Annotated in this window: 17 protein-coding genes; 9 read left to right on the forward strand and 8 right to left on the reverse strand. The window is 72.7% G+C overall.

Annotated elements, in window-relative coordinates:
- Positions 1–32: 32 nt before the first annotated feature.
- The gene (locus WMF12_RS05405; RefSeq protein ID WP_437867579.1) at positions 33–503 is read left to right on the forward strand and encodes an NUDIX domain-containing protein; all 471 of its coding nucleotides are present in this window, start codon (positions 33–35) and stop codon (positions 501–503) included.
- Positions 504–555: 52 nt separating this feature from the next.
- Here WMF12_RS05405 and WMF12_RS05410 read toward each other — a convergent pair whose 3' ends face one another.
- A complete protein-coding gene (locus WMF12_RS05410; RefSeq protein ID WP_437867586.1) occupies positions 556–1,029 on the reverse strand; it encodes an N-acetyltransferase family protein in 474 nt (157 codons plus the stop codon).
- 297 nt (positions 1,030–1,326) lie between these two features.
- Between WMF12_RS05410 and WMF12_RS05415 the strand changes: the two genes are divergently transcribed.
- A complete protein-coding gene (locus WMF12_RS05415; RefSeq protein ID WP_437867590.1) occupies positions 1,327–2,502 on the forward strand; it encodes a hypothetical protein in 1,176 nt (391 codons plus the stop codon).
- 133 nt (positions 2,503–2,635) lie between these two features.
- On the opposite strand, the gene mdh is transcribed toward WMF12_RS05415, so the two are convergent.
- Complete coding sequence (gene mdh, locus WMF12_RS05420; protein WP_012233684.1) at positions 2,636–3,577, reverse strand: malate dehydrogenase; 942 nt, start codon at positions 3,575–3,577, stop codon at positions 2,636–2,638.
- 128 nt (positions 3,578–3,705) lie between these two features.
- Between mdh and WMF12_RS05425 the strand changes: the two genes are divergently transcribed.
- On the forward strand, positions 3,706–4,668 hold the full coding sequence (locus WMF12_RS05425; RefSeq protein WP_437867600.1) for a phosphoribosylaminoimidazolesuccinocarboxamide synthase: 963 nt from the start codon (positions 3,706–3,708) through the stop codon (positions 4,666–4,668).
- Between the two features lie 87 nt (positions 4,669–4,755).
- Positions 4,756–5,004 (forward strand): phosphoribosylformylglycinamidine synthase subunit PurS, encoded by a 249-nt coding sequence (gene purS / locus WMF12_RS05430; RefSeq protein ID WP_437532982.1) that lies wholly within the window; start codon positions 4,756–4,758, stop codon positions 5,002–5,004.
- 28 nt (positions 5,005–5,032) lie between these two features.
- On the opposite strand, the gene WMF12_RS05435 is transcribed toward purS, so the two are convergent.
- Positions 5,033–5,956 carry a hypothetical protein gene (locus WMF12_RS05435; RefSeq protein ID WP_437867618.1) on the reverse strand — a complete coding sequence of 308 codons (924 nt, stop codon included), beginning with the start codon at positions 5,954–5,956 and terminating at the stop codon, positions 5,033–5,035.
- Positions 5,957–6,095: 139 nt separating this feature from the next.
- Positions 6,096–7,010: a hypothetical protein gene (locus WMF12_RS05440; protein ID WP_437867623.1), complete on the reverse strand. Its 915-nt coding sequence runs from the start codon at positions 7,008–7,010 to the stop codon at positions 6,096–6,098.
- Positions 7,011–7,317: 307 nt separating this feature from the next.
- On the opposite strand from WMF12_RS05440, the gene WMF12_RS05445 reads away from it, so the two are divergent.
- Both WMF12_RS05445 and WMF12_RS05450 read left to right on the forward strand, forming a co-directional pair.
- Positions 7,318–8,418 carry a hypothetical protein gene (locus WMF12_RS05445; RefSeq protein ID WP_437867627.1) on the forward strand — a complete coding sequence of 367 codons (1,101 nt, stop codon included), beginning with the start codon at positions 7,318–7,320 and terminating at the stop codon, positions 8,416–8,418.
- A 138-nt stretch (positions 8,419–8,556) separates the two neighbouring features.
- Positions 8,557–11,226 carry a HEAT repeat domain-containing protein gene (locus WMF12_RS05450; RefSeq protein ID WP_437867637.1) on the forward strand — a complete coding sequence of 890 codons (2,670 nt, stop codon included), beginning with the start codon at positions 8,557–8,559 and terminating at the stop codon, positions 11,224–11,226.
- Between the two features lie 441 nt (positions 11,227–11,667).
- On the opposite strand, the gene WMF12_RS05455 is transcribed toward WMF12_RS05450, so the two are convergent.
- Both WMF12_RS05455 and WMF12_RS05460 read right to left on the reverse strand, forming a co-directional pair.
- Positions 11,668–12,300, reverse strand: a complete 633-nt coding sequence (locus WMF12_RS05455) for a hypothetical protein (RefSeq protein WP_437867639.1) — start codon at positions 12,298–12,300, stop codon at positions 11,668–11,670.
- Positions 12,300–13,373: an AAA family ATPase gene (locus WMF12_RS05460; protein ID WP_437867659.1), complete on the reverse strand. Its 1,074-nt coding sequence runs from the start codon at positions 13,371–13,373 to the stop codon at positions 12,300–12,302. Before WMF12_RS05460 ends, WMF12_RS05455 begins: the two co-directional genes overlap by 1 nt.
- 79 nt (positions 13,374–13,452) lie before the next feature.
- Here WMF12_RS05460 and WMF12_RS05465 point away from each other — a divergent pair, with 79 nt between their 5' ends.
- A complete protein-coding gene (locus WMF12_RS05465) occupies positions 13,453–13,920 on the forward strand; it encodes a hypothetical protein (protein WP_437867666.1) in 468 nt (155 codons plus the stop codon).
- On the opposite strand, the gene boxB is transcribed toward WMF12_RS05465, so the two are convergent.
- Complete coding sequence (gene boxB, locus WMF12_RS05470; RefSeq protein ID WP_437867675.1) at positions 13,917–15,359, reverse strand: benzoyl-CoA 2,3-epoxidase subunit BoxB; 1,443 nt, start codon at positions 15,357–15,359, stop codon at positions 13,917–13,919. The two genes, WMF12_RS05465 and boxB, sit on opposite strands and share 4 nt — an antisense overlap.
- The gene (boxC, locus tag WMF12_RS05475) at positions 15,356–17,161 is read right to left on the reverse strand and encodes a 2,3-epoxybenzoyl-CoA dihydrolase (protein ID WP_437867682.1); all 1,806 of its coding nucleotides are present in this window, start codon (positions 17,159–17,161) and stop codon (positions 15,356–15,358) included. The genes boxB and boxC overlap by 4 nt, the downstream gene beginning before the upstream one ends.
- An 89-nt stretch (positions 17,162–17,250) precedes the next feature.
- Here boxC and WMF12_RS05480 point away from each other — a divergent pair, with 89 nt between their 5' ends.
- Both WMF12_RS05480 and WMF12_RS05485 read left to right on the forward strand, forming a co-directional pair.
- Positions 17,251–18,141 (forward strand): helix-turn-helix transcriptional regulator, encoded by an 891-nt coding sequence (locus WMF12_RS05480; protein WP_437744557.1) that lies wholly within the window; start codon positions 17,251–17,253, stop codon positions 18,139–18,141.
- 33 nt (positions 18,142–18,174) lie between these two features.
- Entirely contained in the window at positions 18,175–19,905 is a 1,731-nt protein-coding gene (locus tag WMF12_RS05485; RefSeq protein WP_437873832.1) for a glycogen synthase, read from the forward strand.
- The last annotated feature ends 76 nt before the right edge of the window (positions 19,906–19,981 follow it).

Raw genomic sequence — 19,981 nt, forward strand, 5'->3', positions numbered from 1 at the left:
GCGCCCCCGGATAAGCTGTCGCAGGTTCGATCATGTCGCGCACGGCCATCCCGACCTGGTGCTTCGCCGTGGTGCTGGTGAGGCACCGGAACCGGTTCCTCCTCGTGCACGAGCGCAAGCACGACCAGCTCTGGTATCTGCCGGCGGGCCGCGTCGAGCCCGGGGAGACGTTCGCGGAGGCGGCGCGGCGCGAGGCGCTCGAGGAGACCGGCGTCCCGGTGGAGCTGGAGGGCATCCTGCGCATCGAGCACAGCCCGGGCCCCTGGCAGGCGCGCTTCCGGGTGATCTTCCTCGCGCGGCCTCGGGACGCCACGCCCCCGAAGAGCCAGCCGGACGAGCACTCGCTCGAGGCGCGCTGGGTCACGCTGGAGGAGCTCGCGGCCTTGCCGCTGCGCGGCCCCGACGTGGAGCTCTATTGCGGCGACGTGCTCGCCGGAGCGCAGGTCTTCCCGCTGTCGCTGCTCGGGGCCGAGGGGGAGCCGCTCCTCGTGAGCGGCCGCTGAGGCGGCTCCCCTCGTGCCGTGGCGGTCGTGCTGGCCGCGCGGCTGCTCGTGTCTACAGCTTCAGCTTCATCCCCTCGTGGCTCGCCACGAAGCCGAGCCGCTCGTAGAAGCGGTGCGCGCGCAGCCGCGCCTTGTTCGAGGTGAGCTGCACCCGGAAGCACCCGAGCCGCCGCGCCTCGTCGATGGCCCATCGCATCATCGCCTCGCCGATCCCGCGGCCCCGCAGGCTCGGGTCCACGATGACGTTCTCGATCTGCGCCACCCGTGCTCCGCGGTTCGCCACGTACTGGATGATGGTCAGGTGGAACGCGCCGGCGACGCGCCCCTCGACCTCCGCGACGAGCAGCGCGTTGTTCGGATCTTCCGCGATGGCGGCGAGCGCCTCGCGGTAGCGCGGATCGAGCGGCGGGCCGGGGTGGTCCGTCTTCGCGTTGCCCTCGTCCGGGATCGAGAAGAGATGGACGATCGCCGGCAGGTCTGCCTCGGCGGCGCGGCGGATGGCGGGTACGAGCTGCGGCTGGCTCATGCACGCATCCTGCCACAACACATGGCGGTCTCGCACGGAATCGCGGAATCACGGAATCACGGCAGGAGAGGGGCAGGGGAGCAGAGGAGCAGAGGAGCAGAGAAACAGACGAGCAGAAAAATAGAGATGCTGAGAAGCAGCGGCGCAGGGAGCGGGAATCGTGAATGAAAAGAACCGCGGGAGTTCTTCCTTTTCAGGCCCGTGCGATTCGCCTTCATGCCCGAGTGTGATCTAGACACAGGCGATCAAGCCGTGCAGAGTCGACGCACCATCATGTCGACCCGGAGGACCGTGTAGATGCGCGTAGTCAACACAGCCGACATCCTCGCGATCGAGTCTCTCAAGGCGGATGAGCGCACCCTGCTGGGGCTGTTCAAGGAGCTCCGGAAACATTCGGAGCTCTCGGCTTACCTGCCCGAAGTCTGCCACCTGTCCTTGCGATGGGTACGCCTCCTCGAAGGTCAGCCGCTCAGGCCTCGCGGGCTCCTCGGCAAAGGCATGATCGTCGTCACCGAAGGCTCGGGCGAGGTCATCGGGGACTCGCCCAGCAGCGTCCGGGCGGGAGACGTCGTGATGGTCCCTCCCGGCGGGCTGCAGGGGCTCGTGGGCGGCGCGCCGGACGGGCTCTCCGCGATATCCATCCATCTCGAGGAGCTCGACGAAAGCGAGCCTCGGTGGGACACGCCGTGTCTGTGCGCTGCGCTCGGGCGGGAGGACAGCGCGGACGAGGCGTCCCCGGATCGCGCCGTGTCCCCCGTGGATCTCCTCGTCGAGGAGAACGAGGTCCACGCGCGGGAGTTCGCGGGCAGCCCCTTGATGCAGCTCATCCGGTCCGAGCGCGCCCTCCGGGACGACGTGAAGCGGCGGATGCTCGGCGCGCTCCAGATCTGGTCGAACGCGTTCCAGAAGGTCCTGTGCGCCAGGGTCGTCTTCGAGTCGCACCCTGGGGCCATCGCGATCGCCGAGCGCCACCTGGCCGACGAGGTCGGGCACAACCGGAGGCTCTCCAGGATGCACGACCCGCGGAGCTCGCCGTCCTGGGACCGCGGCATCGCCGCGGCGTCGTCCTGGTTCATCGAGCGGATGGGCTCGGCGTCCACCGAGGAGCGGACGGTCCTCGTCCACTTCGTCATCGAGCGCTGCGCCGACATCCTCCTCACGGCGGCCCAGCAGATCTTCCCCGACTCGGACTACTTCGCGACGCACGCCGAGGTGGACGCCGAGCACTTCAAGCTCGGGTACAGCCTTCTGAAGGGCTTCCCCGGCCTGGACCTCGGCCCGCTGCGGGGCGCGCTCACCGAGGGCTGGCAGATGATGAACCTGATCTGCCAGCGCATCAGCGACATCGCTGCAGGGGACGGCGACGCGGCCGCCGAGATGCCGGCGGGCGGCGCGAGCCCCGGCGAGCTCGCCCGCGATCCTCGGCGCGAGCTGACGGCCGTGCTGGATGGCCTCTACGGCGGTGTGATGTGAACCGCTGAAGCGCCGAGGGAGAGGGAGAGCCCTTCGCCCTCTCCTCTCCCTCCCGCTCCTGGCGCGCGTTTCGCTCCTGCCGCCCGTGCTCTTCGTGACGCGCGGCGCGCCAGCGCAGGCGGCGCGACCGGCGCTAGCTCGAGGCCTTCACCACGTCGGTGATGCCCTGCACGCTCTTCGCGCTCTTCGCGAGCATCTCCTTCTCTTCTGCGGTCAGCGGCAGCTCGACGATCTTCTCGATGCCCTTGCCGCCGAGGATGACCGGCACGCCCATGAAGATGTCCTTGTAGCCGTACTCGCCGTCCAGGTAGGCCGCGACGGGGAGCAGCCGCTTCTGGTCGAGCAGGTAGCTCTCGGCCATCGCGACGGCGCTCGAGGCGGGCGCGTAGTAGGCGCTCGTCCCCATGAGCTGGACGATCTCGCCGCCGCCCTTGCGGGTCCTCGCGATGAGCGCGTCGAGCTTCTCCTTGCTGATGAGCTCGGTCGCGCGCACGCCGTTGATCGTGCACGCCGACGGGATGGGCACCATGTCGTCGCCGTGGCCGCCGAGGACCATCGCGCGCACGTCCTTCACGGACACGTTCGCCTCGCGCGCCAGGAACAGCTGGAAGCGCGCGCTGTCGAGCACGCCCGCCATGCCGAGCACGCGCTCGCGCGGGAAGCCGGTGCGGCGCTTGAACTCGTAGACCATCGCGTCGATCGGGTTCGAGATGACGATCACCAGCGCGTTCGGGCAGTGCTCCTTCGCGCCGTCCGCCACGCTGCGGATGATCGGCAGGTTCGTCGCGACCAGGTCGTCACGGCTCTGGCCCGGCTTGCGCGGGATGCCGGCCGTGACGATGAGGACGTCGGCCCCTGCACAGTCCGCCCAGCTCGAGGTGCCCTTGATCGAGGCGTCGTAGCCCAGCACGGCGCCGTTCTGCTCGAGGTCGAGCGCCTTGCCTTTCGCGAAGTCCGTCTTCTGCGGGATGTCGAACAGAACGACGTCCCCGAGCTCCTTGCGCGCGATGAGGGCCGCGAGCTCCCCGCCGATGTTGCCGGCGCCGATAAGGGCGATCTTTCTTCGGTTTGCCATGGGCGGCCCTATTACCACCCCCCCGGCCGGAGACCAACGGGGCTCCAGGGCGGGCGCGGGGGAGGGAACTCGGCCGGCGTCTTCGAAACCTGTCGACTCGGCCCGCGAGCCCGGGTAAGCCGCGCCCCATGGTCACCGAGGACGATCTGCGCACCGCGCTCGGCAGGGTGCTCGAACGCACCTCGCTCGCGGGCCCCTTCGCCCGCTACGAGGGCAAGGTGCGGGACTGCTACACGACGCCGGACGGCCGCCGCCTGCTCGTCGTCACCGACCGCATCAGCGCCTTCGATCGCGTGCTCGGCACGCTGCCGCTGAAGGGCCAGGTGCTGAACCGGCTGTCCGCCTTCTGGTTCGAGCGCACGCGGAGCGTCGCGCCGAACCACATGATCTCCCAGCCCGACCCGAACGTCCTCGAGGCGATCGAGTGTGTGCCCCTGCCGGTCGAGATGGTGGTGCGCGCCTACGTGACGGGCGTGACCTCGACCAGCATCTGGACGCACTACGCGCGCGGCGAGCGCGTCTTCTGCGGCCACCGGCTCCCCGAGGGCCTCCGCAAGAACGAGCGCCTGCCGCGGCCCATCCTGACGCCGAGCACCAAGGCGCCGAAGGGCGGGCACGATCTCTCCGCCTCGCGCGAGGAGATCCTCGCCCTCGGCACGATCGCGCCGCGCGACTTCGACGCCGCCGCCGAGATGGCCCTCGCGCTCTTCGAGCACGGCGCCCGCGCGTGCGCGGAGCAGGGGCTCATCCTCGTCGACACCAAGTACGAGTTCGGCAAGGACCGGGACGGGAACATCGTCGTCATCGACGAGATCCACACCCCCGACTCGTCCCGCTTCTGGTTCGCCTCGTCCTACGGCGAGCGCTTCGCGGCCGGCGAGGACCCGGAGTCGTTCGACAAGGAGTACGTGCGCCGCTGGCTCGCCGCGCGCGGCTTCCAGGGCGACGGGCCGATCCCCTCGATCCCGGACGAGGTCCGGATCGAGGCGTCCCGCCGCTACATCGAGGCGTTCGAGCGGATCACCGGGGCGGCGTTCGTCCCCGACCTCGAGGACCCGGCGGTGCGCATCCCGCGCAACCTGGGGGCGTGAGGCGGGCGCGGCCGCGCCCATGAATCGTCGCGGGGCGCAGGTGCGCACCGCCATCGCGTCGCGCGAAGAGCGCGTGGAGCAAAGCCAGTGAAAGCCGTCGTCAACGTCCGACTGAAGAAAGAGGTCCTCGATCCGCAGGGCGACGCCGTGAAGCGCGCCCTCACCTCGCTCGGGTTCCCCGGCGTGAAGGGCGTGCGCGTGGGCAAGCTCATCGAGATAGAGCTCGACCCCTCGCTCGGCAGCGCGCCCGACCTCGAGCAGCGGCTGAAGAAGATGGCGGACGAGATGCTCGCCAACACCGTCATCGAGGACTACGAGGTCACGATCGCGCCGTAGCCCTCGCCCGGCCCGCGGGGCCGGCGGCTCAGGCCTCAGGCGCGACGAGCTTCTTCGCCCAGAGGATGGCGTCCTTGCGGGCGCGGCCGACGACGAGGTGCCGCGCCAGCACGGCCGAGCGGCGGAAGCCGTTCGCGAGGAGGGCGGCGCACAGCTCCTGGTCGTCCGCGGGGGCGAAGGTGAACGTGCTCACGGCCTTCTCCTCGACGAGGCGGTCGCAGAGCGCGCCGATGGCGGCCGTCGTGGCGAGCCGCTCCGCCTCGTGGCGCGGCGGGCACAGGATCTCCAGGAACGAGTTGCCGAAGCACGACTGCATCTCCCACGCGGCGTGCAGCGTGAAGCCGCCCCGCGCGGACAGCACGTAGCCCGTCCGCACCGCGTCGCGCCCGAACGGCTCGAAGCCCGTCAGCGCCCGCCCCGCCCGCTGCGCGGCCGCGACCGCGCGCCGCAGCTCGACGCCGCTCGCGGGCGCGATCTTGATCGCGGGCAGCGGCCGCCCCTCGGCCTCCCGGAGCAGCCGCCTCGCGCGGGCGATCGTGCGCTCCGCGAGCAGGACCGCCGGAGAGGCCGCGACGTCGTCTCCCTCGCCGCCCTCCTCGCCGTCGCCGCTCGTGCACAGCCGCGACGTCATCTCGGACACGACCGCCCCGAGGATCCAGGCGTCGCTGCGCTTGTAAAAGCCGGGGATCGACCCCTCCCGCGTGAACCCGAGGCGGGTCCACGTCGGCACCTCGTCGCGCTCGACCAGCGTGAAGATCTTCTCGACCCCCTCGCGCTTGGCGGTCGACAGGACGAAGCTCCGCTTGGACGGCGTGGGTCCCGCGCGGAAGTCGACGATGCGGAGCGTCCGGTGCCGTCGATTGACCAGCAGACAGAGCGAGACGGAGTCGTTCCGGAACAGGAGCTCGTCGACACCGCTGCTCGCCGTCGAAGACAAGTTTGTCGCTGCCATACCCCCTCGCGCTCGGCGCAGACGTGACGCCTCGGATCAGATGTTCATTGCAGAATTGCAAATTGCAGATCTGCAATGCCCCCTAGCAGTCGAGGCCCACAGCGTCAACGATGTCGGCGGGATCGCGGTGAGGACGGGCTCAGGGGGTCGCGGCGAGCCGGCTCGCGTCGGTCGCCTTGACCCCGAGGGCCACGAGCGCCTCCTGGAGCCGGGAGCGCTGGAGGGAGATGCGGGTCGGCATTCCTCCGGAGATCTTGAACGTCTCGAGGAAGTTCACCCCGCTGTCGAACCGGGCGGCGAAGGTGATGCTGTCGTTGTCGACGACGACGGAGATGGGCGCGCGCTCCTGCCCGATGAGGAGGAGCAGGGTCTTGTCGTAGGCCCCGCCCCGCTGGGAGGCGTCGACGAGGACGAGGCCCGGCTCGACGCGCTGGTAGCGGAGCGCGATCCGGCGGGTCTCGGCTTCCATGGTGGCGAGCTCGGCGCCGGCCTGGTCGATGGGAGTCCAGAGCGACGGGTCGGAGAGGCCTGACGCGAGGTGCCGGACGATGAGGCCGAAGAGGGCCTGATCGCGGGGGCGGGCGCGGAGCGCGCGGTCCATGCGGGTGGCGGCCGGGCCCGGGACGCCGATGCGGGTGTCGATGGCGCGGGCGTCGTCGTCGCAGCCGGGGTAGGGCTCGACGCCGCCGCGCATCCACTTCGCGCCGCTGGCGAGGCCGTCGAAGTCGACGTGGCAGACGAGGGTGTCGACGCGCCCGGCGCGGGCGACGAGCTCCGGCGTGATCATCTCGGGGCAGGCGCCGTGCTCGGCCTTGGTCGACAGGACGAAGCGGGGGTCGCCGGCGAAGCGCGCGTGGTGGGCGCTGTCGTGGTGGTCGACCCAGGCGGCGAGCCGCGGCCCGAGGTCCTGGATGAAGGGCAGCGTGACGGTCTCGAAGCTCTTGCCCCCCGCCTCCGAGGCGAAGGCGATGTCGAGAACGGCGATGTTGCCGCGCAGATCGCGGGCGCGGGGGAGCTTGCGGGGGGAGGCGAAGGCGAGATCGAATCCGTGCATGGCGTGGCTTCCCGGGGAGGTAGGTACCGTCCAGCCGGGCGACCCGGCGCGTGCCGCGTCGGGCGCCCTGCTCCATACACCCGAAACGGTCGAAGCGCTGCGGCGGAGGACCTTTCTCGGGCGAGGCCTGAATGATCCGCTAGGATGATCCGACCAACGGCAGTGGCGGCTCGGCGTGCCGGGCGGCCCCGCAGCGAGTGCGCCGCCGCGCAGAGCAGGCCGGCGGTTCCAGGGAGACTCGACAGGTGGGGACCGCGCTCGGGCTCGCCGCGCGAGCGGGGCTGCTGGCCTGTGTCGGAGGAAGTGGATGAGAAGCGACGTTCTGGGACTCGGTCTTCTGGCTCTTGGGGGAGTGCTCTGCGCGGGGCTCCCGGGCACGCCGGCCGTCTCCGAGGCGAAGGCAGAGCCCGCCCAGGTGGTGGTGTCGGCCGCGCAGGTGACGGGGGCGGCCGCGCAGGCGACCGCGACGGTCGGCCAGGCGGTGTCGGGGCCGGCGTGCAAGCTGAAGGGGACGGCGCCGGTGCCCAAGGGCGCCCGGCTGCATGACGCGCCGAGCGGCGGCAGGACGGTCGCGAGCTTCACCGGCGCGCTGGTCCCGATGACGCTGAGCGCGATCCCGGCGGATCCGGCGGCGGGCCGCGCGCGGCTGAGCACGTCGGACAGCTCGCCTGCGCTGCGGATCGACGGCTACATCGCGCCCTCGGACGTCGCGGTGTTCACGACGCGCGACATCCCGGTCATCGCCGGGCACGTGTGGATCTCGAGCGCGCAGAAGGTGAAGCTCGTCGCGGCCACGGGCGACTCGCTGCGCGCGGAGCTCTCGATCTCCGGGTCTGAAAGGCAGACAGCGAAGGCCTCGGCCCCCTGCGACGCCTTCGCTCTGCAGCGCGGCGTCCCCACGAAGATGGAGATCCCCGGCAGCGCCCGCGGGTACCTGATGAAGACGTCGACGATCGAGCTCTTCGATCGCCCGGACGGCGACGTGATCTTCACGCTGAGGATGCTGGAGGGGACGGCCCAGCTCTTCTGGAGCACCGAGGCGAAGTCCGGCTTCGTTCACCTGATGTCGCGGGGCGACCTCACGATCGACGCCTGGGGTCGCCTCAAGGATCTCGAGCCGCTGAAGAAGGGCGAGATGATGGACCAGTACATCCCGCCGACGACCGCGGTGGCCGGCGCGCAGCTGGCGCTCGACAAGGCGCCGCCGATCGTGAAGGCGACGAGGGCGATCCCGGTCCGCGCGCGGCGCGACGAGAAGGAGAAGCCGATCGGCGAGATCGAGGCCGGCGCGGAGATCTACCTGCTCGAGACGGTGGCGGGCTGGACCAACGTGCTCCCGAAGGCGCTCGGGATGACGCCGCCGGACGAGGGCGGCTTCTGGATCCCCGCCAAGGAGACGCCGAAGTAGCGAGGGCGCGCGGGCCCGCCGTGCGCGGCGGGCCCGCCCGGACGACGCGCCGCAGCGCCGGTCCGGGGGGAGCAGTGCTGTGCTCGAGGCGTCAACTCTCGAGGGGTCTCGCCGCGCCGGGCGACTAGGATGGCGCGCATGTCCAGATCGCCGTTTCGTTTCCGGCGGCCTCGCCTTGGCGCCGCGGCCGGGGTGATCGCAGCCTCCGCGGCCGTGGGTGGCAGCGCCGCCGCGCAGGCCGCGCCCGTGGTGCTCCCTCACGCGGCGGGCCAGCAGGCGCTCGCTGTCCGCATCGATCCGGGCGGGGTCACTGCCCGCGCCTGTCCCGCCGCGGCGGCGTGCACGCCCGACGGCGGCAAGGTCGTCGCCGTGCCGTCCGAGGTGGCGCCGCTGCTCGGCGGCGCGCGCGTCGTGCCGGTCACCCTGGCGGACGGCAAGCGCCTCGCCAAGATCGAGGCGCCGGCCGGGGGAAAGCCGGCCGGCGCCGGCGCGCCGGAAGGCGCGAGCGGCAGCTGGGTGATGCTGCTCGCGGCGCCGCTCGCGGGGAAGGGGACGGAGCCGCTCGTGCTCTGGAGCGGCTGGACCGGCGTCGCGATCGGGGAGCACGGTGAGGGGCGGAGCGACGCCGTGGTCGTGGAGCCGCTCGGCGGCAGCGGAAGCCGTGTGCTCGTCGGGCAGCTGCGAGACGACGTGACCCTCTGCGGGCGGCCGGCGCTGGTCGGCGCGAGCGAGGTCGATCCCCGGACCATGACGCTCCTGAAGGGGGCCAGCTTCCAGAACCTCTCGGCGGAGGAGCGGCGCGGTGCAGGCAAGGTGGTCGCCGAGCGCCGTGACGCCGACGCGGCGGCGGCTGCCTTCCGGCTGCTGCGCCCGACCGCCGCGTCGAGCGCGGTCGGCAAGCGCTTCGCGGAGATCGCCGACGGCGATCCGAAGACCGCGTGGTCCGAGGGCAAGGCGGGCGCGGGCCGGGGCGAGTTCGTGTCGTTCTCGTCGGCGGACGAGGTCGGGATCACGGGCCTGGGTCTGCGCATCAAGCCGCCCGACGGCGTCGAGGGCGGCGCCGCGCCGCGCACGCTCTTCGTGGCGACGCCCGACCGGCTCTTCCAGGTGAGCCTGCCCGAGGACGCGTGGCTCAAGGAGTCCGCCGGCTACGAGGTGAAGCTCCCCGAGGAGATCAAGGCCTCGTGCATCGCCGTCGTGCTCGACGACGCGTACGCGCCGGCGGGGGCCGGGGGGCGCGGCGCGCCCGCGGTGCCGGAGGCGCGGGTCACGATCGCCGAGGTCACGGCGCGCACGGCGTTCGACGGGCAGGGCCCGGCGGCGCTCGTGGGCGCGCTCGCGGGCGGCGGCGAGCGATCCAGGGCGGCGGCGGCGCTGCTCGCGCGCGGCGGACCGGAGGCGGTCGAGGCGGCGATCGCCGGCTATGACAGGCTCGATCCCGCGGGCAGGCAGCTCGCCCGGGGCGTGATCGACACGGCGCCATGCGCGGTGCAGATCCCGTTCCTCACCGCGCGGCTGGCGTCCGGCGCGGCGTCGGCGGCGCAGCTCGCGCCCGGCGCGGCATCCGCGGGGCGCGCGTCCGGGTTGGCATCGGCCGCGCCGGGGCGCGCCGCTCGCGCCGCGCCGCCCGAGCCCGATCCGGAGCTCCACCACGCGCGCGATCGCATCCGCCGCTGCGGGCGCGCGGCCGCGCCGGCGCTCGCGGAGATCGTGAAGGCGGGCGCGGCCGCGGCCAGGGTGGCGGCGGCCCGGGAGCTCGCGCTCGTCGCGCCGGCCGAGGCGATCCCGGCGCTGCTCGACGCCCTCGCCGGGGCGCGCGGCGCGGCGCGGAGGGAGCTCCGGGCCGCGCTCGCGCTGGCGGCGCGGAGCGAGCGGGCCGCTTCCGTGGTCGAGGAAGAGGTGCAGATCGAGCGGCTCCGCGCCCGGCCGGAGGACGCGCAGCTCGATCTGCTGCGCGCGCTCGGGCCGGCGCTCGGGCGGGTGAAGGGCGGCGGGGCGGCGTTCCAGGCGCTCGCTTCGGCGGGTAGCGCGCCCTTCGAGCGGCGTTACCTGCTGCAAGCGCCGGCCGCGGCGCTCGCGCGCGCGGGCGAGGCGCCGGCGGAGGCGTACCTCCGGGCGTCGCTCCGGAAGGACGCGGACGCGCACGTGCGCCTCCGCGCGGCCGAGGTCGCGGCGGACGTGCCGTCGCTCGCGCAGGACCTGCTCGCGGCGGCCTCCGATCCGGACGCGCGCGTGCGCGAGGCGGCGATCGTGGCGCTCGCGCGCGCGGCCTCTACCGGCGCGAAGCTGCCCGCCGGCGCGGCCGAGGCGCTCGCGGCGCGGCTCACCTCGGACCCGTGGACGTTCATCCGGGGCGGCGCTGCGCTCGCGATCGGCGCGATGCCGGCGACGCCGGCGGGCGATCGGGCGCTCGTCGGGGCGCTCGCCGACAGCTCGCCCGAGGTGCGCCGGCACGCGCTCGACGGCCTCGGCGCGCACCGCGCGGCCGCGCACATCGAGGCCGTGCGCGACCGGGCGGAGGACAAGGAGGAGGACGTCGAGGTGCGCGCGCGGGCGATCCTCGCGCTCGGGGCGATGTGCGACGCGAGCTCGGTCGACCTGTGGACGCGGCTCGCGCACCGGGCGAAGGCGCCGATCGGCGAGCACGATCAGCGGCTCGGCTCGGCGGCGCTCGCGGCGCTCGGGTCGGTGCACCCGGCGGATCTGCCCGCGCGCCTCAAGCCGCTCCTCGACAAGGACACGCCGCACGGCCTGCGCGAGGCGGCGAGGGCCGCGCTCTCCGCGGCGCCGCAGTGCGGCCGCCGCTGACTGAGAATTGAAGGCCGGCAGGGGGGCGGCAGGCCGCCAGCGATGCCCCTCGCTCTCCACTCTCCTTCATCGGCCAACGAAACGCGTGCTCAACCTTCACAAGCTGGTTCGGGACGCGCTTCTGGACGACGCCACGCACTCCCCGACCCTGCGAGCTCGCCTCGAGCGGGACGGGGCGCGCGCCTTTCGCTACTTCGACCGGATCCTGCGCAGTCGTGAAGCCTACGCCTCTCGATTCTCACGAGCTCCGCCGGCCAACCCGCGCAACTCATCGGCGCCCTCGCGGTACTGTCAGAGTTCGGCCGCGAACAGGATCGACCTCTCATCGAGACGTTCGTGAAGGACAAACGCGCGAGGGTCGCCGCCGAAGCAGCTCGCACGCTTCGACTTCTGGGATAGCCCCTTCCGACCATGGCTGTTCCATAGTGAGGGCGTCAGCGCTCACCTCACGACGCGTCCTGCCCGCCGCGGCAGCACCGCGCGCGCGCGCGCGAGCCACTCGCCGAGCGACGTGGCGTCCGGGGGGACCGCGTCGAGGTCGGCGTCCTCCGCCACGCGCACCATGGCGGCGCCGTCGCCGGGCATCATGCCCTTTGCAGCGAGCATCGCCTGCGCCCTGAGGGGCGACATCTCCTCGGTCGCCTTCTCGCCGAGCAGCGCGAGGATCCAGGCTCCGAGCGCCGGCGCGGCCACGCCGCCGATCACGTCGGGCGGCGAGGACAGGGCCGACGAGACGCGCCGGATGCCCTCGGCGATCGCCTCGCGGCGCGCCGGATCGCGGTCGATGTCGCGGGCGAACGCGAGGATCTCGCACCCCGCCTCCTGCGCGTCGAGCGCCGCGCCGAGCACGTGGTGCGTGTCCTCGTGGGCCGCGCCGCGCGCCTGGTACTTCCGGATGCTCTTCCACTCGCGGGCGCCTCCGACGACCCACCCGCTCGGCTGGACGCGGGAGAGCAGCGTGAAGAGCACGCCGGGGTGCTTGTCCGACTGGTAGGCGGGCGCCCCGGCGCGGCTGCCCAGCTCGCTCTCGCCCTCGCCGACAAGGAAGACCCGGATCCTATCGGGCGCCTTCATCACGGCCGCGGCCCTCCCCCGAGGAGCGGCGCCTCGTCACCGCCGTTGGCGTAGCTCAGCCAGAGCTCCCCCAGCGCGTACACCCTCGCCCGATCCTCGAAGCCCGGCGTGTCCAGGATGCGCGTGGCCCTCATCCCCCGCTCGCCAGCGCGGGTGACGACCGTGACCTCCTCCGGCTGCAGCTCGTTGACCACGAGCGGGCTGTGCGTCGCGAGGAGGACCTGGGTCTTCTCGGAGACGAGGCGCAGCGCGCGCATCACGTCGGCGATGCGCGCGGGGTGCAGCCCGTGCTCGGGCTCCTCGACGAGGAGCAGGGGCGTCGGATCGAGGTGCGGCAGCGCCGCGAAGGCGAGGTAGTAGAGCATGCCCTCGCTCATCAGCGACGCCGGCACGACGGCGCCGCCCTCGAGCTTCACGCCGATGGCCTTCGTCGTGGAGCTCGGGTTGGCGAGGTGGAGGCTCTTCACGCTGGGGAACAGGCGGGTGAGCTCCTCGTTCAGATCGACGTACGCCGACAGGTCGCGGCTGATGACGGCGTCGTAGACGGCCGGCAGGCCCGTGCCGCGCTCGTCGGCGAAGCAGAGCGGGTGCCCGTCGGGGATGAGCGGGTGCGGGGCCCTCAGCGCGTCGGGATCGAGGCGGAGCATCTGCGCCCCGCGCAGCGCCTGGACGATGTCCAGGGCAGGGCGCTCCGGGCTGGGCGCGCCGCCCGCGTCGTCCCCGTCTGCGTCGTCGAGCAGGGAAGGGGGCTCGAGATCCCTGGGGAACGACATGGACCGGACCCGGCCCCCGGCGTCGAGCTCCACGCGCCACGTCGTGCTCGCCGCCGACACCTCGAACACGGCGCCGTCCGGGGCCTTGCTCGTGGGGCCGGCGCGCCCGAGCGTGTCCGGCGACGGCGCCCCGAGCGCCCGCTCGAGGACGGAGGAGAGCGTGCGGAGCGCCCGCAGCACCGTGCTCTTGCCGCTGTCGTTGGGCCCGATGAGCGCATGCAGCGGCGTCAGCTCCAGGGTCGCGTCCTGAACGCAGCCGTAGCCCTGGATGCGGAGCTGCTCGACGTAGGGTCGGTCCATCGAGATCGACCCCAGCATAGCCGCTCGCTCGGCAGCAAGGAACTTGGCCCGTCCTCGCCAGCCCCTCTACGCCGCGGTCATGCGCCGCCTCCCGTCGATCGCGCTCGTCGCCCTCATCGCGCTCGCCGTCCCCGTGGCGAGCGGCCTCGGCGAGCGGCACGCCAGCGCCAGCGTCGCCTATGAGTCGCCTTACACCTTCGAGCAGACCTTCGGCACGGCGCTGCGCCTCGTGCGCGTCGATCTCGGCTTCAAGATCGTCGAGAAGGACGTCTCCAATGGCTACCTGCTCTTCGAGTACCGGAGCCCGGAGAGCGGCGGCAGGGTGACGCAGGGGGCGATCGAGGTCGTGGACGGCCGCGCCGGGGTGCACGTCGCCGTGCAGCTCCCGGCGATGCCGCAGTACCACGAGCAGGTGCTCCTCGACGGGCTCGTGAAGAAGCTCGCCGACGAGCACGGCGACCCGCCGAAGAAGGCGCCCGCAGGCGCGGGCGGGGGCGCACCTCCCCCTGACGCGGGCGCGCCTTCGCCCGACGCGGGCGCGCCCTAGCCGCGCCGCACGTACTCGAAGTCGACGGGCTTGCCCTTGAGCCCCTTGGTCGGCGCAGCGATCCAGTTCGCCATCTGCTTCGGATCGAACACCGGCTTCTCCATCAGGCTCCGCACGTAGGCCTCGTCGCTCGCGGTCGGCAGCCACGCGTCGCGCCGGCGCTCCCACGCCTCCTTCGAGAGCGGGTTGCCGTCGACGTCGAAGTGGAGCCCCGCGTGGATCCCCGAGCTCCGGTGGAAGCGCCGGCTCGGCAGGCTCAGCTTGAACGACACGCCGGACGCCTCGATCACCCGGTTCATCTTGTCGATCCCGCGCTGCGAGTCGGCCACGTACTCGTCGCGCAGCACCTCGTTCATCGCGTTCCTGAGCGGCACCTCCTCGCGCCGCCAGCCGGTCACCGCGCCGCCCCCGGCGGCGGGCACGTGCGGCACGTCGATCACGTACACGCCGTCGAGCGCCCGGTGGTCGTCGTACGACGCCTCCTTCGCGCGGCCCTTCACGCTCGAGGCGAAGAATGACGCCGCGTTCGACGAGATCTCCCCGCCGAAGAGGTCCAGCGACAGGGAGTACCAGAGGTTCAGGTACTTCTGCATCGTCGGCAGATCGATGCCGCCCTCGGCGCGCGCGTCCTCGTTCGCGTTGCGCTTCATCAGCTCGCACGTGCGCTCGACGATGCGGAGCAGGCCCGTCTCGCCGACGAACATGTGGTGCGCCTCCTCGGTCAGCATGAACCGCGTCGTGCGCGACAGCGGATCGAAGCCGCTCTCCGCGAGCGCGAGCAGCTGGTACTTGCCGTCGCGATCCGTGAAGTAGGTGAACATGAAGAACGAGAGCCAGTTCGTGCACGGCTCGTTGAAGGCGCCCAGGATCCGCGGCTTGTCCGGGTCGCCGCTGCGCCGCTCCAGGAGCGCCTCCGCCTCCTCCCGGCCGTCGCGGCCGAAGTGGCTGTGCAGGAGGTACACCATCGCCCAGAGGTGCCGCCCCTCCTCGACGTTCACCTGGAACAGGTTCCGCAGGTCGTAGACGCTCGGGCAGCTCTGGCCGAGCAGCCGCTGCTGCTCCACGCTCGCGGGCTCCGTGTCTCCCTGCGTCACCACCAGCCGCCGCAGCATGTTCCGGAGCTCCCCCGGCACCTCTTGCCACGCCGGCTCGCCCAGGTGGTCGCCGAAGCCGATCGTCCGGTCCGCCACCCGATCCGCGAGGAAGATGCCCCAGCGGTACTCCGGCATCTTCACGTAGTCGAAATGCGCCCACCCCTCGTGATCGACGCTGATCGCCGTGCGCAGGTAGATGTCGTCCGCCTGGAAGCCCTCGGGCCCCGTCTCCCGCCACCAGTCCAGGAACTTCGGCTGCCACGCCTCGAGGGCGCGCTGCAGCTTCCTGTCCGACGCGAGGTCGACGTTGTTCGGGATCCTCTCCGAGTTGACGACCGCGCTCATGTCCGCCTCCAGTCGAATTCGGGGCGCTCCGGCCGCCCGTACACCGTCAGCGCGCCCCGCTGGCCCACCGCATTGGGGCGCTGGAAGATCCAGTTCTGCCAGGCTGATAGCCGCGAAAAGATCTTCGTCTCCATCGTCTCGGGCCCGCAGAAGCGCAGGCTCGCCTCCATCCCGGTGAGCGCGTCGGGCGACAGGCTCACCCTCTCCTCGATCGCGAGCCGCACCTCGTCGTCCCAGTCCATCGCGTCCGGCGCGAAGGTGCAGAGGCCCTCCTCCAGCGCCTCCTCGGCGGACAGGAGGCCCGTCTTCTCCTTCAGCGCGGCCACGCGCTCCGGCGCGCCGAGGAAGCGCGACGCGAGCCGCGTCAGGCCGTTCGACATGACGAGCGGACCGAAGTTCAGCGAGCTCAGCGCAATGGACGCGGGCGACGCGGGCGACGCGGGCGACGCGGGCGCCCCTGCCTGCCCCTCGCCCCCTCCGCCGTCCAGCATGTAGGAGCGGTCCGCCGCGAGGGCGAGCTCGAACAGGCTCCCCGCGAAGCAGGAGCCCGGCTCGATCAGCGCGAACACGCTGCGCGCCGTGAGGTCGAGCCGCTTGAGCACGCGCCGCATGTGGAGCAGCACCTCCTTCACGAACCAGTCGTCGCGGCTCGCCCACAGCGCCTCGTCCGCGGCCCGCACCGCGGCGGGAGAGCCGGACGTCCGCAGGAGCACGAGGCCCACCGTCGGGTGGTTGAAGCGGAGGTCGAGCAGCGCGTCGTCGAGCTCGCGGAACGCGCGGAGCGCCCACAGGTCCGCGCCCGCCCGGCGCATCCCGGCGGCGTCGGTCGGCGTCTCGCGCGTCTCGCGCGTCTCGCGCGTCTCGCGCCCTTCGCCGTCCGGCCCGAGCACGCGGATCTCCGCGGTCCTCGCGGCGCGGTCCACCTTCATCGACACGTGGCGGTAGTCGCAGGTGGACACGTCGCCCGCCGTGGCGCGCCGCGCCTCGAGCGGCGAGAGCCTCACCCCGGGCCCCGCCCTGTCCGGCGTCGCCGCCGCGAGCTCGGCGGCGCGCTGGGCCACCACCTGCTCGAAGCGGCTCTTCGGGATCGATCGATCGACGAGGCCCCACTGCTCCGCGCGCTTGCCGCGCACCCCCTCGGCCAGCGTCGAGAACACGTCCGCGAGATCGCGCCGCACCTTGCGCTTGTCCACGAGCCGCGTGAGCCCCCCGGTCCCCGGGAGCACGGCGAGCAGCGGCGTCTCCGGGAACGAGACGGCGCTGCTCCCGTCGTCGGCGAGGAGGATCTCCTCGCACGCGAGCGCGAGCTCGTAGCCGCCGCCCGAGGCGACGCCGTTCAGCGCCGCGAGGTAGCGCTGCCCGCTCTCGGAGCACGCCTCCTCGAGCGCGAGGCGCGTCTCGTTCGTGAACTTGCAGAAGTTGACCTTGAACGCGTGCGTCGACGACCCGAGCATGTAGATGTTCGCGCCGGCGCAGAAGATCCGCGGCTGCGCGCTCGTCACGACGACCGCCTTCACCTCGGGGTGCTCGAAGCGCAGCCGCTGCACGATGTCGGCGAGCTCGATGTCGACCGCGATGTCGTAGCTGTTGAGCTTCAGCTGGTAGCCGGGCCGCGCCGCCGCGTCCTCGTCGACGTCCATCGCCACGCGCGCGATCGCCCCCTCGAACGAGAGCTTCCAGTGCCTGTAGCGGCCTGGCTCCGTCTCGAAGCGGAGGGGCGCGTCCTCGCCGGACGCGCCGTCTTCCCGGGCCCTGGTCTGCGGCGCCGGCGCCGCGGAAGGAGGAGAGGTGGTCGCTTCCATACCCGACGAGCCCACCACCGCGCCGGGGTTCAGTCAAGCAGTATAGTTCTTGTTGGACAGGCTTTCATGAAATATAGTGCATCGACGAGATGGCGTCCCGTCAGACATCGCGCAGGGCGCGCGCAGGCCAGGGGCCGGAGGCCGGCGCGGGGGGCGTCGCGGACGGCGCGCCGCCGATCCTCGCGTACCTCGGCGGTCGGCTCCGGCAGCGGCGGACGGAGCTCGCGCTCACCTTGCGCGAGCTCGCCGAGCTCGCCGGCGTGAGCGAGCGCTTCCTGGTGCTGATCGAGAGCGGGCGGGCGAACGTCTCCGTGGTGCGGCTCGAGGACATCGGCCGCGCGCTGGGCACCTCGGCCGCCGCGCTGCTCTCGGCGGGCGAGCTCGGCGAGGAGGCGCCGCCGCGCGGCCGGTCGGCCGGCGAGGACGGGGAAGGGGCGGGCGAGCCCCTCGTCGCGCTGCTCGGCCTGCGCGGGGCCGGCAAGACCACGATCGGCGGCCGCGCCGCGGCGCGGCTCGGCGTGCCCTTCCTCGAGCTCGACGCCCTCGTGGCCGCGCGCGCGGGGATGAGCCTCGCCGCCCTGTTCGAGATCCATGGGAACGCCTACTACCGGCGGCTGGAGCGCGAGGAGCTCGCGCGGCTCGAGGGCGCGCGCGCCCACGGGATCGTGGCCACGGGGGGCGGCCTGGTGACCGATCCGGCGACCTTCGAGCGACTGAGGCGCTGCGCGGTGACGGTGTGGCTGCGGGCGACGCCCGAGGACCACTGGCGCCGCGTGGTCGAGCAGGGGGACGCGCGCCCCATGGCCAACCGGGCCGACGCCATGAAGGAGCTCAGGGCGCTCTTCCAGGCGCGGCGCGCGCTCTATGAGCAGGCCGACTTCGCGGTGGACACGTCGGCGCTCGGTCTCGCGCGCTCTGTCGATCGCGTGGTCAAGATCGCGCGTGAAGCTGGTAGAAGGAACGCGACGCGCTCGCCTTGAGTCGTGGGCGCGCTCCCCCTCCTCCCCATGTCCATGCCGCGCCTCAAAATTCTCTTCGTGGTGTCCGAGTGCGTCCCCTTCAGCAAGACGGGTGGTCTAGCCGACGTGGCGGGCGCGCTGCCGATCGCGCTCGCCGCGGCCGGTCACGACGTGCGCGTCGTGATGCCGGCGTACCGTGCCGCCAAGCGTTACCTTGCCCGCCAGATCGCGCTCGCCGAGCAGCGGCCCGCGGGGAGCGAGGCCGTCGCCGCGCCGGCCGTCGCCGCCGCGGCCGCGGGCAACGGGCTCGCCGCCTCAGCGGCCGACGCGGCCCCGGCGGCTAGCGCAGCGCCGGCGGCTAGCGCAGCGCCGGCGGCTGGCGCGGCCCCGGCGGCCGACGCGGCCCCGGCGGCCGACGCGGCCCCGGCGGCAGACGCGACCCAAGGCGGAGACGGCGAGCCTCCGGCGGAGCGCTTCGTGCCGCACCGGCTGCCGATCTCGCTCGGCGTGCCCCTTGGCGGCGGCGAGGCGTGGACCGCCGTCTGGGAGACGCGCCTCGATCCCGGGGCGCCCGGCACACCTGCGCCCCGCGTGTACCTGCTCGAGCACGACGTGCTCTACGATCGCGACGGCATCTACGGCGACGCGCACGGCGAGTTCGGCGACAACCTCGCCCGCTACGCGCTCCTGTCTCGCGGCGCGCTGCAGCTCTGCCACGCGCTCGAGTTCTGGCCGGACATCGTCCACGTCCACGACTGGCAGTCGGCGCTCGTCCCGCTCTACCTCAACGTCCTCGAGCACCGGTCGCCGCTCGCCCGCGCCGCGTCCGTGCTGACGATCCACAACCTCGGCTACCAGGGCTGGTTCAACAAGGGGCAGCTCCCCACGACCGGGCTCGGGTGGGATCAGTTCCACAGGTTCTGCCTGGAGGCGTACGACAGCATCAACCTGCTCAAGGGCGGCATCTACAACGCCACGCTCGTCTCCACGGTCTCCCCCAGGTACGCGCAGGAGATCCAGACGTGGGAGGGCGGCGAGGGGCTCGACGGCGTGCTGCGGGATCGCGGCACCGACGTGATCGGGATCCTCAACGGCATCGACGATTCCATCTGGAACCCCGCGACCGATCCCCACATCGCGGCGCCGTTCTCCGCCGAGGATCTTGGCGGCAAGCGCCTCTGCAAGGCGGCGCTCCAGCGAGAGATGGGGCTCGAGGAGCGCCCCGACGTCCCGCTCCTCGGGCTCATCAGCCGCCTGGCGACCCAGAAGGGGATCGACATCCTCGCGGGCGCGCTCGACCACATCCTCTCGCTCGACGTCCAGCTCATCGTCCTGGGCTCCGGCGAGCGCTGGGCCGAGGACCTCTTCTCGCGGATCTCCGGCGCGAGCGACCGCTTCCGCGTCTACGTCGGCATGAACGAGGGGCTCGCCCACCGCATCGAGGCGGGCGCCGATCTCTTCCTGATGCCGTCGCGCTACGAGCCCTGCGGGCTGAACCAGATGTACAGCCAGCGCTACGGGACGCTGCCGGTCGTGCGCGCCGTCGGCGGCCTCGACGACACGGTCGAGAACAACGTCACGGGCTTCAAGTTCGAGGAGATGTCGTCGAGCGCGCTCGGGAACACCGTCGCGTGGGCGGTGCACCTCTACCGCGCCGACCCGGCCTACTTCCGGTCGATGCAGCTGCGGGCGATGAAGAAGAACTTCGGCTGGGCGCAAGCCGCGCGGCAGTACGAGGCCCTCTACCGCCTCGCGATCGCCCGCCGCACCGGCCGCCCGTTCTGACCGCGCCCCCGGCGGAGGCGCGGCGCGATCGGCGCGTGCCTCCCTCGCGTGGGCGGGCGCGCCTCCCTCGCGGGGA

Origin of the sequence: Sorangium sp. So ce363 (assembly GCF_051520435.1) — a bacterium.
Classification (GTDB): Bacteria; Myxococcota_A; Polyangia; order Polyangiales; family Polyangiaceae; genus Sorangium; species Sorangium cellulosum_B.

Coding starts and splice junctions, on each gene's coding strand:
- WMF12_RS05405 (WP_437867579.1), top strand. CDS start 33: ATGTCGCGCACGGCCATCCCGACCTGGTGCTTCGCCGTGGTGCTGGTG.
- WMF12_RS05410 (WP_437867586.1), bottom strand. CDS start 1,029: ATGAGCCAGCCGCAGCTCGTACCCGCCATCCGCCGCGCCGCCGAGGCA.
- WMF12_RS05415 (WP_437867590.1), top strand. CDS start 1,327: ATGCGCGTAGTCAACACAGCCGACATCCTCGCGATCGAGTCTCTCAAG.
- mdh (WP_012233684.1), bottom strand. CDS start 3,577: ATGGCAAACCGAAGAAAGATCGCCCTTATCGGCGCCGGCAACATCGGC.
- WMF12_RS05425 (WP_437867600.1), top strand. CDS start 3,706: ATGGTCACCGAGGACGATCTGCGCACCGCGCTCGGCAGGGTGCTCGAA.
- WMF12_RS05435 (WP_437867618.1), bottom strand. CDS start 5,956: ATGGCAGCGACAAACTTGTCTTCGACGGCGAGCAGCGGTGTCGACGAG.
- WMF12_RS05440 (WP_437867623.1), bottom strand. CDS start 7,010: ATGCACGGATTCGATCTCGCCTTCGCCTCCCCCCGCAAGCTCCCCCGC.
- WMF12_RS05445 (WP_437867627.1), top strand. CDS start 7,318: ATGAGAAGCGACGTTCTGGGACTCGGTCTTCTGGCTCTTGGGGGAGTG.
- WMF12_RS05450 (WP_437867637.1), top strand. CDS start 8,557: ATGTCCAGATCGCCGTTTCGTTTCCGGCGGCCTCGCCTTGGCGCCGCG.
- WMF12_RS05455 (WP_437867639.1), bottom strand. CDS start 12,300: ATGAAGGCGCCCGATAGGATCCGGGTCTTCCTTGTCGGCGAGGGCGAG.
- WMF12_RS05460 (WP_437867659.1), bottom strand. CDS start 13,373: ATGGACCGACCCTACGTCGAGCAGCTCCGCATCCAGGGCTACGGCTGC.
- WMF12_RS05465 (WP_437867666.1), top strand. CDS start 13,453: ATGCGCCGCCTCCCGTCGATCGCGCTCGTCGCCCTCATCGCGCTCGCC.
- boxB (WP_437867675.1), bottom strand. CDS start 15,359: ATGAGCGCGGTCGTCAACTCGGAGAGGATCCCGAACAACGTCGACCTC.
- boxC (WP_437867682.1), bottom strand. CDS start 17,161: ATGGAAGCGACCACCTCTCCTCCTTCCGCGGCGCCGGCGCCGCAGACC.
- WMF12_RS05480 (WP_437744557.1), top strand. CDS start 17,251: ATGGCGTCCCGTCAGACATCGCGCAGGGCGCGCGCAGGCCAGGGGCCG.
- WMF12_RS05485 (WP_437873832.1), top strand. CDS start 18,175: ATGCCGCGCCTCAAAATTCTCTTCGTGGTGTCCGAGTGCGTCCCCTTC.